This is a genomic window from Pseudomonas sp. L13 (genome assembly GCF_009935965.1).
GTDB classification, from domain to species: Bacteria; Pseudomonadota; Gammaproteobacteria; order Pseudomonadales; family Pseudomonadaceae; genus Aquipseudomonas; species Aquipseudomonas lactis.
Map to the genome: position 1 here is coordinate 14,253 of NZ_QODJ01000035.1, position 12,339 is coordinate 26,591.

The following is a 12,339-nucleotide window of genomic DNA, read 5'->3' on the forward strand; positions in this document are numbered from 1 at the left end:
TCCCCAGGCGGCGAAGATCAAATGTGGGAGCTGGCTTGCCTGCGATAGCGGTGCAACAGTCACCCCACATCTGACGGGTCGACCGCCATCGCAGGCAAGCCAGCTCCCACATTGACCGGGTTTGCAATTCTTTTACCTGGCTTGGCCCCCACCAGCTTCGCCTGCCCATCCTTCTGCTTGCCCGTGCGCGCTTCGCTGATCAGCCCCGGGATCAACTTGCCCTCCGGCAAATTCTTCCAGAAGCGGCTGGGCAAGTGCCCTTCCATCACCTTGGGATTCAACCGCGCCGGGTTGAAGATGTGGCTGTAGTAGGTCAGCCACATGGCGCTGTGGGGGTCTTCGACATTCTGTGCCAGTTGCTGCCAGGCCTCGGGGCACTGGCGCTGATGAATCAGTTGTTCACCGTCGTAATACACCCCGTCCAGGGGCGTGGCGATCATCCAGCGATGGCGGCCCATGCGCCCGATAAAATGCTCGCTGGCGCTCTTGAGAATGTCATGGGCCGGCTCATGCCAGGCCACGTACTCCGGCAGTTCCGGCCCCGCCCCGGCCGGCAGCGCGATGAAGCGCACAAACGCGTGCAAGTGGTGAGCCTCCCGGCTGACTTGCTTGATGCGCCGCTGCAACTCGCTGCCAAGCTTGTCCCCCGCGAGCATGGCCGTGCGATCACCGTGGCTGACCCGCCACAGCACTTCATACAACAGGCTCCAGCGTTGATCACCTTGATAACAGGCGGCGGACTCCAGCAATTGCAACAGCGCCTTGGGTATGCGCGCCTGAAACGGCCCCAACCCTGGCGGGATCGGTTCATCGGTGGCGAACAGGTCCGCCGCCTGCACCTCGCCCCAGCTGACCTGGCTGGGGTCGACCTGATGGCTGAGCAGCCAGCGCGCCTGTTCGCGCCAGGTGCTGAACAGGTTGTCGCATTCCAGGCTGATCATCCCCACAGCCCCATCTGTTGCGGCTGCGGGCGATCACGCAGTTGTTCACGCAGCAACACACTGGTGCTGTCGGCCTGTTGCGGGTGGTAGTCGCTGGTGATGAAAAACGGCTTGGCCTTGGCCAATACGCAGCGCATGCGCGCCAGGTCTTCGAAGCGGATCTTGCGTTCACGGCGCAGGTCGACCAGGCGCTGGGTGGTGCGCAGGCCGATGCCGGGGATACGTGCGATCAGGGTGGGCTCGGCGCGGTTCAGGTCCAGGGGGAACACCTCGCGATGCTCCAGGGCCCAGGCCAGTTTGGGGTCGATATCCAGTGCCAGGTCGCCGGGGCCGGCGAACAGCTCATTGGCGCGGAAACCGTAACTGCGCAGCAGGAAGTCGGCCTGGTACAAGCGGTGCTCGCGCATCAGCGGCGGCGCGGCTAAAGGCACGCTTTTCGGGCTGTTGGGGATGGGGCTGAACGCCGAGTAATACACGCGGCGCAACTTGAAATTACCGTACAACGCCTCGGCACCGTGCAGGATGGTGCTGTCGTCGGTGTCATCGGCGCCGACGATCATTTGCGTGCTCTGCCCGGCCGGGGCGAAACGTGGCGCGCGGGGTTCGTTGAGCACCGTCTGTTCGCCGGTGTAGATGGTCTGCATGGCCTGCTTGATCGAGCCGATCTGCTTCTCGGGCGCCAGGGTTTGCAGGCTGGCGTCGGTGGGCAGTTCGATGTTCACACTGAGGCGATCGGCATAACGGCCAGCCTCGGCGATCAGGGCCGGGTCGGCATCGGGGATGGTCTTGAGGTGGATATAACCGCGAAAGTCATGCTCTTCGCGCAGCAGCTTGGCGACTCGCACCAGTTGCTCCATGGTGTAGTCCGACGAACGGATGATGCCGGAACTGAGGAACAGCCCGCTAACGCAATTGCGCTTGTAGAAATCCAGGGTCAGGGTGACCACCTCCTCCGGGCTGAAGCGCGCACGGGGCACGTCGCTGGAGCGGCGATTGACGCAGTATTGGCAGTCGTAGAGGCAGAAGTTGGTGAGCAACACCTTGAGCAACGACACGCAACGGCCATCGGGCGTGTAGCTGTGGCAGATGCCCATGCCATTGGTGGAACCCAGCCCCGCCTTGCCCTCGGAACTGCGCTTGGGCGCGCCACTGCTGGCGCAGGACGCGTCGTACTTGGCGGCGTCGGCGAGGATGCTGAGTTTTTCGATCAACTGCATGGAAGGCTACCGATACTGGTTTTTTGTACAGTACCAATAGCCACACTTTGTCACAAGTGCCGTCTGTAGGAGCGAGCTTGCTCGCGAAGAAGGCAAGAGCGCCGCGTTCATTCAGATGAGGCGCGTTATCGTTGACGTTCTTCGCGAGCAAGCTCGCTCCTACAGGGGATCGGTCAGCTGGCGGTTGCGAGGAGCAAGTCCTGCACCGAACGCGCCTTGCCACGGTGATGGTCCAGCGCATACAACGACGCCGCAATCTCATCCGCGCGAATCGGCAGCACCGACAGCAAGGTATCGCTCAAGCCATGGCTGGCCTGGCTGAAGCCCTGGATGTAGATGCCGGCCTTGCAGCGCTCGTCGGTGACGATGCGGTAGTCGCGGGCCACTTCGAAGTCGCCCATGTAGGCCTCCAGCGGCGCCAGCAGTTCCCGGTGCATCTGGCGCTCGTAGCCGGTGGCCAGGATCACTGCGTCGTAATGGTTGAGGCTGGTTTCACCAGTGGCGCTATTGCGCAGGGCCAATTCGATGCCCAGCGGGCCGGCGGTGGCCTTCTCCACTACGGTCAGAGTGCGGAACGCCTGGCGGGCGATGCCGGAGACTTTCTGGCGGTAGAAAATCCCGTAGATGCGCTCGATCAGGTCCAGGTCCACCACCGAGTAGTTGGTGTTCTGATATTCGGCGACCAAACGCTCACGCTCGGCACCGACTTGCTGGAACACCAGGTCAGTGAAAGCCGGTGAGAACACTTCGTTGACGAACGGGCTGTCGTCGGCCGGCTTGAGCGCCGAGCCGCGCAGGATCATGTCGACCTGCACCGATGGGAAGCTGTCATTGAGGTCGATAAAGGCTTCAGCCGCGCTCTGGCCACCGCCGATCACGGCGATGCGCATCGGCTTGCCGTCTACGCACGGCTGGTTGGCCATGCGCTCCAGGTACTGGGAATGGTGGAACACCCGGCTGTCGCCGTTGAGCGCCTTGAAGGCGTCGGGGACGCGCGGCGTGCCACCGGCGCTGACCACCACCGAACGGGTGGTGCGCACATGCTGCTCGCCCTGGGCATCGCGGGAGATCACGCGCAACGCCTCGACCTGCTGCTGATGCAGGATCGGCTCGATGGCCAGCACTTCTTCACCGTAGTTGGCCTGGGCCTGGAACTGCCCCGCCACCCAGCGCAGGTAGTCGTTGTACTCCATGCGGCAGGGATAAAAGGTGCCCAGGTTGATGAAGTCCACGAGGCGGTCGTGGGCCTTGAGGTAGTTGACGAAGGAGTACGGGCTGGTGGGGTTGCGCAGGGTCACCAGGTCCTTGAGGAAGGAAATCTGCAGTTCGCTCTGGGTCACCAGGGTATTGCCGTGCCAGCGGTAGTCGGCTTGTTTGTCGAGAAACAGCACGTCCAGCTTGCCCTGGGCCTTTTCACGCTCCTGCAGGGCGATGGCCAGCGCCAGGTTCGAAGGGCCGAAACCGATCCCGATCAGGTCATGAACCGCGGGCGAAGCAATTGCCTGTGTCATTCCAGTGTCCTCTGGATAAGCCCCTTGGCGATGGGGCGGGAATACCTTCATGGCCTGAACAACAGGCCGTGTGTTGATAGGAAACGAGGACAGTGAAATAAAATTTAACTAACCAGTGATCAGTGCGCTTCCCACTCGCGCATGCGCACCCGGCAGTGCTTCATCGCGTTGACGATGTGTTTTTCCACCAGGCTGCGGGAAATGCCCAGGCGTTCGGCGATTTGCAGGTGGGACAGGCCTTCGAGTTTGCGCAACAGGAAACTGTCGCGACAGGCCGCCGGCAACTCGGCCAAGGCGCGCTCGAGCATCTCCAGGCGCTGGCCCTGGTCGTGGCTGGCGTGGGGGGAACAGGCGGCGAAGCGCTCTTCGCTGTCCAGCACCTCCAGGGGCTCGGCCTGGCGCAAGGCGTTGCGCCGATGGCCGTCGATCACCAGGTTCAAGGCGGTGCGGTACAGGAAGGCGCGGGGTTGTTCGATCGGGGTGTCGCTTACGCGCTCCAGCACCCGCACATAAGCGTCATGCACCACATCTTCGGCCACCTGACGGTTGCCCAGCTTGGCGTTGAGGAAACACACCAGCTCGCGATAGTAGTTTTCCAACATGACTCCCGACCCCACGGCCTTAATACCAACGACGCCCCCCCCCCTGTAGGAGCGAGCTTGCTCGCGAAAAACCCGAGAGCACATCCCCTTAACCGGACGCACCCGCAAACATTGGCGGTGTTGCCATCACCGATGATGGCAGTTTGAGCGTGTGCAATTTATAGTAATTCTCATCTACTTTTAAAGAACTCTCTCGTCAGCGGTCGAATTTTTTCTCCAACCGAGCTGTAACTACTTATGTAACAGCCTAAATTCCCGGGCATTTTCCTCGTTTACCTGTCAGCTCTGCGCGACTGCGCCCCGAACTTTCCTGGCTGGAAGCTACCGATGAAACGCCCTCGACCTGCCCGACGCGCCCTGCTTGTGGTGGCGTGCCTGATTCCCATCGTTGCGTTTGCCACCTGGCAGGGCTTGACGCCGGGCCGCGACGCCCTGGCCACCGTCACCGTGACCCGCGCCGACATCGAAAACAGCGTCACCGCCCTGGGCACCCTGCAACCGCGACGCTATGTGGACGTCGGCGCCCAGGCCTCCGGGCAGATTCGCAAGATCCACGTCGAGGCCGGCGATCGGGTCCAGGAAGGCCAATTGCTGGTGGAGATCGACCCCGCCACGCAAAAAGCCAAGCTCGACGCCAGCCGCTATGCCATCGAAAACCTGCAGGCCCAGTTGCAGGAGCAGAAAGCCCAGCACCAACTGGCCCGTCAGAAGTACCAGCGCCAGCAGCGCCTGAGTGCCGGCAACGCCACCCGCGAAGAAGACGTGCAGACCGCCAAGGCTGAACTGCGCGCGACCCAGGCGCGGGTCGAGATGTTCCAGGCACAGATCCGCCAGGCCCAGGCCAGCCTGCGCAGCGACGAGGCCGAGTTGGGCTACACACGCATCTACGCGCCGATGACCGGCACCGTGGTGGCCGTGGACGCGCGCGTCGGCCAGACCCTCAACGCGCAACAGCAAACCCCGCTGATCCTGCGCATCGCCAAGCTGTCGCCCATGACGGTGTGGGCGGAAGTTTCCGAAGCCGACATCGGCCATGTCAAACCCGGCATGAGCGCGTATTTCACCACCCTGAGCGGTGGCAGCCGGCGCTGGACCAGCACCGTGCGCCAGATCCTGCCGATCCCGCCCAAGCCCTTGAACGAAACCCAGAGCAACGGCAGCCCGAGCAGTACCAGCAAGAGCGGCACTGGCCGAGTGGTGCTGTACACGGTGCTGCTCGACGTAGACAACGCCGACAACGCGCTGATGGCCGAGATGACCACCCAAGTCTTTTTCGTCGCAAGCCAAGTTAAAGATGCCCTCACCGTGCCGGTCGCAGCCTTGCAAGGTGTGCCCGGCTCCGCAGCGCAAATCGCCCGGGTGGTGGCCAAAAACGGTGCCATCGAAGACCGTGAAGTGCGCCTGGGCATCAGCGACCGCCTGCGCGTCGAAGTGCTCGGGGGGCTGAACGAGGGCGACCACCTGTTGATCGGCCCGGCTGACAGCCATGGGGGCTGACTTGACCACGCCCCTGATTGAACTCAAAGGCATCCGCAAATCCTACGGCGGCGGCGACAGCCCACAGGTCGATGTGTTGCGCGGCATTGACCTGTCGATCCATGCCGGCGAGTTCGTCGCCATCGTCGGCGCGTCGGGCTCGGGCAAGTCGACGCTGATGAACATCCTCGGCTGCCTCGACCGCCCCACCGAGGGCGACTACCTGTTCGCCGGGGAAAACGTCGCCCACCTGGGCAGCGACGAACTGGCCTGGCTACGCCGCGAAGCCTTCGGTTTTGTGTTCCAGGGCTACCATTTGATTCCCTCAGGCTCCGCCCAGGAAAACGTCGAGATGCCGGCGATCTATGCCGGCATCAGCGCCACCGAGCGCCATGCTCGCGCCAAAGCCCTGCTCACCCGCCTGGGCCTGGCCGAACGCACCGGCAATCGGCCGCACCAGTTGTCCGGTGGGCAGCAGCAACGGGTGTCCATCGCCCGCGCCCTGATGAACGGCGGCCATATCATCCTCGCCGACGAACCCACCGGCGCCCTCGACAGCCACAGCGGCGCCGAGGTCATGGCCTTGCTCGACGAACTGGCGAGCCAGGGTCATGTGGTCATCCTGATTACCCACGACCGTGAAGTGGCGGCGCGAGCCAACCGCATCATCGAGATTCGCGACGGCCAGATCATCAGCGATTCGGCTGACACTCGTGCGGCCACACCCAGCGTGGCGGCCGGCGCCTTGCACGCCATAGACCTGCGCCAACGCCTGGCCGACGGCGCCGAGCACAATGGTGCCTGGAAAGCCGAATTGGTGGACGCGGTGCAGGCCGCGTGGCGGGTGATGTGGATCAACCGTTTTCGCACGGCGCTGACGCTGCTGGGCATTATCATCGGCGTCGCGTCGGTGGTGGTGATGCTGGCAGTGGGCGAAGGCAGCAAGCGCCAGGTCATGGCGCAGATGGGCGCGTTCGGTTCCAATATCATCTACCTCAGCGGGTCTTCGCCCAACCCGCGTACGCCGCTGGGGATTGTGTCCCTCAACGACGTCGCGGCCCTGGCGACGCTGCCGCAGGTCAAGCGCATCATGCCGGTCAACGGCACCGACGCGGGTGTGCGCTTCGGCAATGTCGACTACATGGCCTATGTGGGGGGCAACGACACCAACTTCCCGGAGATTTTCAACTGGCCGGTGGTCGAGGGCAGCTATTTCACCGAGGCCGACGAACGCGCCGCCGCCACGGTCGCCGTGATCGGCGCGCGCATCCGCCAAAAGTTGTTCAAGGACGTGGCCAACCCCATCGGCCAGTACATCCTGATCGAGAACGTACCCTTCCAGGTGGTCGGCGTACTGGCGGAAAAAGGCTCCAGCTCCGGCAACAAGGACAGTGACGACCGTGTCGCCATTCCCTACAGCGCCGCCAGTGTCCGCCTGTTCGGCAGCTACAACCCCGAATACGTGGCGATTGCCACCACCGATGCGCGCAAGGTGCATGAAGCCGAACGCGCCATCGACCAGTTGATGTTGAAGTTGCATAACGGCAAGCGCGACTACGAGCTGACCAACAATGCCGCAATGATCCAGGCCGAAGCGCGCACCCAAAACACCCTGTCGCTGATGCTCGGCTCGATTGCGGCGATTTCGCTGTTGGTGGGCGGCATCGGCGTGATGAATATCATGTTGATGACCGTGCGCGAACGCACCCGTGAAATCGGCATCCGCATGGCCACGGGGGCACGCCAGCGCGACATCCTGCGCCAGTTCCTCACCGAGGCGGTGATGCTCTCGGTGGTCGGTGGTCTGTTCGGTATTGCCCTGGCCTTGCTGGTAGGCGGCGTGCTGGTACTGGCTGAAGTGGCGGTGCAGTTTTCCCTGGTGGCGGTGCTCGGTGCGTTTGGCTGTGCACTGGTTACCGGCGTCGTATTCGGCTTTATGCCGGCCCGTAAAGCTGCCCGGCTCGATCCGGTTAAGGCATTGACCAGTGAATAAACGATCTCTCACTCCACAACTGTCAGCGCTCAGTGTGTGCCTGTTGCTCGCGGCCTGTGGCGCTAACCCGCCCGCCATCGACAGCGGCATCGCCGCGCCCGCCGCTTGGCACTATGCCGAGCACGAGGTAAACCAAGCCACCAACCAACGCTGGTGGACGCAGTTTGGTAGCCCGGCGTTGAACCGCCTGATCGACCAGGCCCGCCGTGACAGCTTCGACGTGGCGGCAGCCATGGCGCGTGTCCGCCAGGCTCAGGCCACGGCGGTAATTGCCGGCGCACCGTTGTTGCCGGAGCTGAAGTTCAACCTCGGCGCCAGCCGTCAACGGCTGTTGCGCGGCAGCGGCAACTCGGAGCTGGACGCCACCGAGAGCAACAGGACCGTCACCAACTATGACGCCAACCTCACGGCCAGCTACGAAATCGACTTCTGGGGTGGCCGCGCCGCTGCCCGCGACAGCGCCGTGCACAGCCTGCAGGCCAGTGAGTTCGATCAGGCCAACGTGGAGCTGACCCTGCTCAGCAACGTCGCCGACCGCTACGCGCAAACCCTGGCCGCACGCCAGCGCCTGCAGATTGCCGAGCTCAACCTGGCGAATGCACGCAATGTACTGAACCTGGTACAGACCCGCTTCGACGCAGGTTCCGCCACGGCCCTGGAATTGGCGCAACAGAAAAGCCTGGTGGCCGGTCAGCAACGGCAACTGCCACTGATCCAGCAATCGGCCGAAGAATCGCAGATCACCCTCGCCGCCTTGCTCGGCCAGCCCGTGCAGGCTCTGGAGTTGGGCACAGAACCCTTCCAGGCACTGAGCTGGCCAAGGATCGGGCCCGGCGTGCCCAGCCAGTTATTGAGCCGCCGCCCCGATCTCGCACAGGCCGAGGCCCAGTTGGCGGCAGCCAGTGCCGACGTCACGGTGGCCCGTGCGGCCATGCTGCCGACGGTGACGTTGGGTGCAACGCTCGGCTCGGGCGCATCCAAGGCCGAAGAGATCCTGCGCAGCCCCTTCTACACCCTGACCTCGGGCCTGATGGCGCCGATCTTCAACAATGGCCGGCTGAGCGCCGAGCGCGACAAGGCTCGGGCACGCCAGGATGAACTGCTGCAAACCTACCGCGGGGCGATCATCAACGGCTTTGCCGATGTGGAAAAAGCCCTCAGCAGCATCACCCGCCTGGACCAGCAACGCCAGTGGCAAACCGAAGAGCTGCAACAGGCGCAGACCGCCTTCCAGATTGCCCAAAGCCGCTATGAAGCCGGCGCCGAAGACCTGCTCACGGTATTGGAAACCCAACGCACCCTGTACGACGCCCAGGACCAGAACGTGCTGCTGCGCCTGTCGCGCCTGCAAGCCAGCATCGCCCTGTACAAGGCGTTAGGCGGTGGCTGGAACACCGATATCTGATAAACGAAACTCATATTTCATACACGAGCTGTTTCTTCACCTTACATTTTCTACCCCAAGGTCCTTGGTAAAAAAGCCGTTATCACACGGATGCCCGGGACCTCATGATGAAACCCAGCGTTGTTGTAAAAGGCCTGGCCTGCGTTGGCGGCTGGCTGATCACACAGCTGGCGCTGGCCGAGCCCTTGATCGCGCCTACCGCGATCGACTGGCTGCTGGACTGCCCCCTCACTGCAACAGCGCGCCTGGACCCGGAAGTGGTTGGCCGCACCCAATGCGGCCTGGTCAGCGTGCCCCGCGACCATGCCGCCCCCCAGCGCGGCCGCATACGCCTGAGCGTGACACGGGTAGGCGCACGGCAGCCGCTCAACCGTGAAGGTGTGGTGTTCATCCAGGTCGGCGACCCCCAACAGGCCAAAGGCGCACCGTTCGTCCTTCACCTGGCCAGTCGCTGGGAGTCGCTTGCCACCCAGGCCTATCGCACCCTGGTCGACCGTTATGACGTGATCGAGCTGAGCACCCGCGACCTGCGCCAAGGCAATGGCGTGGAACAGGCCGCGCAGGACATGGAGTTCGTGCGCGGGCAACTGGGCGAGGCACGCCTCAACTACCTGGGCAACGCCGCGGCCACCCGCCTGGGCAGCCGCTATGGCACGCTGTTTCCCGAACGCGTCGGGCGCATGGTGCTGATCAATACCGAGCCTGGCGAACCACTCGCCACCGGTGTCGAACAGCTCTTGCTCAAGGAGTCGGCACACGCAGGCGCTGACGGCTGTGTGAACCGCTGGCTGGGGGATTTTTTGGTCTATGGCAAGCAGCCGCCTTCGTCCGCACGCTGCCTGGACTTGGGCGCCTGGGAATGACCTGCGCATTTACGACCCCTATTCACCGAAAACGACCCCGTGCGTTGACGCACCTGCCCAATCGTTATTAAGTGCTATTTATCCGCATTAATACGATAAATCACCGCCATGCTGAGTCGACCGCTACGCCGCAAACGCCAGAAGCTGTCCGATGTGATTGTCGAGTCGGTCAAGCGCTCGATCGTCACCGACGCCTTGAAGCCCGGCGACCGCCTGCCCACCGAACGCGAGCTGATGGAAAGCTTCCAGTGCTCCAAGGGCTCGGCGCGCGAAGCGCTCAAGGCGCTGGAGGTCGAAGGCCTGGTGAGCACACGCACCGGCCCCAGCGGCGGGGCGTACTTGAACCAGGCCGGCACTGAGCCGGCCAGCCGCGCCTTGCGCAATTACCTGCACTTCCAGCACCTGGACGGCGAGCAGGTCTACCAACTGCGCAAGGTCATCGAAGTGGAACTGGCAGTGTCGGTGCTCGGGCGTTTGAGCGAAGACGATTACATCGCCCTGCAAGCCAATGTGGATTTTTGCAGCGCCCCCGAAGACAGCGAAGCCGGCCAGCGCGAACAGCGCCTGGCGGAACTGGAGTTTCACAACCTGCTGGCCCGGGCCTGCCCCAACCCGCTGCTGAGTTTCATGGCGCAGTTTCTCAATGACTTGCTGCGCGATCTGGTGGTGCTGAAAAAGGCCTACAAGCCCAAGCGCAAGCAGTTCGACGCGGCCAACCTCGACTATCACAAGCAACTGCTGATCGCCTTTCGCGCCGGGGATGAAAGCGCAGTGCGCAGCTTGATGCATGAACACATGTGCGATGCCGAACACCATATGACCGCACTGGAAGGCCAGGTAAGCCCGCACTTCCTATTGGAGTTCGACCACTCTTAAACACCCGACAATCCAATGTGGAAACCCGATCAATGTGGGAGCTGGCTTGCCTGCGATGGCATCGACTCGGTCCCCCCTGTAACACCGAGGCGCCTGCATCGCAGGCAAGCCAGCTCCCACATCCAATAACAAGCCTGCCCACAGGCCCTTGCTCCACCGTATCGCCCTTGCCGCTCCTGCCAATAACTAAACCAGGGAGTCACCCCATGCAGCGTCGTACGTTATTGAAAGCCAGCCTCACCGCAGCCGCCGCCCTCAGCCTTCCGCTGAGCGTGCGTTCGGCATTCGCCGCCGAGCCTTTTACCTTTTACGGCCTCAAGTCCATGTCTGGCGCCTTTGCCAGCTATGGCAAATTTGCCGACATGGGTTCGCGCCTGGCGGTGCAACAACACCCCCAATTGCTCGGCCGCCCGCTGAACTACAAAGTCATCGACACCGAAGGCAACGCCGGCAAGGCGGTGCGCAAGGTGCAGGAGGCCATCGCGCAGGACGGCGCGCGGTTCTTCCAGGGCTGCACGCTGTCGTCTTCCGCCCTGGCAGTGGCCAAGGAAGTGGACAAGACCAGCGGTGTGTTCATGACCCCGGTGGGCGCCGATGAAGTCACAGGCAAGGACTGCAACAAGGCGACCTTCCGCTGGTCAGTGCCCACCTACGGCGCGATCCGCGAAACCATGGTGCCGCTGATCAAGTTGCTGCCGGACGCCAAGCGCTGGTACACCATCACCCCGCAATACGTGTTCGGCGAAGCCTTGCTCGAAGGTGCCAAGAACGTGCTCAAGGAGCACGGCCTGGAACACGTGGGCAACAGCTACCACTCACTGCAGGAACAGGAATTCTCCGGCTATCTGACCAACGCCATTTCCACCAAGCCCGATGTGCTGGTGCTGCTCAACTTTGGCAGCCAATCGTCCAACACCCTGCGCCAGGCCGTGAACTTTGGCATCAAGGAGCGCATGAAGGTCTTGCTGGTGTGGTCTGCGGGCCTGGATCAGTTCCAGGAACTGGGCAGCGATGTGCTCGAAGGCGTGTACCTCGGCGCGCAGTATTGGCACCAGGTCGACACCCCGCTCAACCGTGAACTGGTCAAGCTCACCCAGGCTACCTATGGCATCAACCCCACCTACCCGCTGGCCGCCGACTACATCAGCACCAAAGTCATGCTCGACACCATCATCGCCACCGGCAGCTTCGACGGCCCGACCGTGGCCAAGGCCATGCAAGGCTTGAGCTACGAAGGCCCGACCGGCAAGGAGTCGATCCGCGCCGGCGACCACCAGGTGATCAAGGATTACTACCTGTTGATCGGCAAGGCCAGCGGCGACATGGCCGACAAGGACGACCTGGCCAAGGTGCTCAGCGCTGGCCAGTCGTTCCCTGCGGTCGAGGCGACGGGCTGCACGCTCGGCTGACCGTTTAACTTTGTCGCGCAGGGCCGCGCAAGCGGCCGCCTGCGGA

At 63.1% G+C, this 12,339-nt stretch carries 10 protein-coding genes; 6 read left to right on the forward strand and 4 right to left on the reverse strand.

Features of this window, described 5'->3' with window-relative positions; all coding sequences use genetic code 11:
• Positions 1-59 precede the first annotated feature (59 nt).
• The 4 genes from DK871_RS17785 to DK871_RS17800 form a co-directional block, all read right to left on the reverse strand.
• Entirely contained in the window at positions 60-941 is an 882-nt protein-coding gene (locus tag DK871_RS17785; RefSeq protein WP_161906069.1) for a TIGR03915 family putative DNA repair protein, read from the reverse strand.
• The gene (locus DK871_RS17790; protein WP_003192321.1) at positions 938-2,158 is read right to left on the reverse strand and encodes a putative DNA modification/repair radical SAM protein; all 1,221 of its coding nucleotides are present in this window, start codon (positions 2,156-2,158) and stop codon (positions 938-940) included. The genes DK871_RS17785 and DK871_RS17790 overlap by 4 nt, the downstream gene beginning before the upstream one ends.
• A gap of 173 nt (positions 2,159-2,331) precedes the next feature.
• Complete coding sequence (locus tag DK871_RS17795; RefSeq protein ID WP_161906070.1) at positions 2,332-3,669, reverse strand: lysine N(6)-hydroxylase/L-ornithine N(5)-oxygenase family protein; 1,338 nt, start codon at positions 3,667-3,669, stop codon at positions 2,332-2,334.
• 119 nt (positions 3,670-3,788) lie between these two features.
• On the reverse strand, positions 3,789-4,271 hold the full coding sequence (locus DK871_RS17800; protein ID WP_161906072.1) for a sigma-70 family RNA polymerase sigma factor: 483 nt from the start codon (positions 4,269-4,271) through the stop codon (positions 3,789-3,791).
• 327 nt (positions 4,272-4,598) lie between these two features.
• On the opposite strand from DK871_RS17800, the gene DK871_RS17805 reads away from it, so the two are divergent.
• The 6 genes from DK871_RS17805 (at position 4,599) to DK871_RS17830 (ending at position 12,293) form a co-directional block, all read left to right on the forward strand.
• The gene (locus DK871_RS17805; RefSeq protein WP_161906074.1) at positions 4,599-5,768 is read left to right on the forward strand and encodes an efflux RND transporter periplasmic adaptor subunit; all 1,170 of its coding nucleotides are present in this window, start codon (positions 4,599-4,601) and stop codon (positions 5,766-5,768) included.
• Entirely contained in the window at positions 5,758-7,740 is a 1,983-nt protein-coding gene (locus DK871_RS17810; protein WP_161906076.1) for a MacB family efflux pump subunit, read from the forward strand. The genes DK871_RS17805 and DK871_RS17810 overlap by 11 nt, the downstream gene beginning before the upstream one ends.
• A complete protein-coding gene (locus DK871_RS17815; protein ID WP_161906078.1) occupies positions 7,733-9,145 on the forward strand; it encodes an efflux transporter outer membrane subunit in 1,413 nt (470 codons plus the stop codon). The genes DK871_RS17810 and DK871_RS17815 overlap by 8 nt, the downstream gene beginning before the upstream one ends.
• A 107-nt stretch (positions 9,146-9,252) precedes the next feature.
• Positions 9,253-10,008 carry an alpha/beta hydrolase gene (locus DK871_RS17820; RefSeq protein ID WP_161906080.1) on the forward strand — a complete coding sequence of 252 codons (756 nt, stop codon included), beginning with the start codon at positions 9,253-9,255 and terminating at the stop codon, positions 10,006-10,008.
• A gap of 108 nt (positions 10,009-10,116) precedes the next feature.
• Complete coding sequence (locus DK871_RS17825) at positions 10,117-10,884, forward strand: FadR/GntR family transcriptional regulator (protein WP_032896439.1); 768 nt, start codon at positions 10,117-10,119, stop codon at positions 10,882-10,884.
• A 206-nt stretch (positions 10,885-11,090) separates the two neighbouring features.
• Positions 11,091-12,293, forward strand: a complete 1,203-nt coding sequence (locus tag DK871_RS17830; RefSeq protein ID WP_161906082.1) for an ABC transporter substrate-binding protein — start codon at positions 11,091-11,093, stop codon at positions 12,291-12,293.
• The last annotated feature ends 46 nt before the right edge of the window (positions 12,294-12,339 follow it).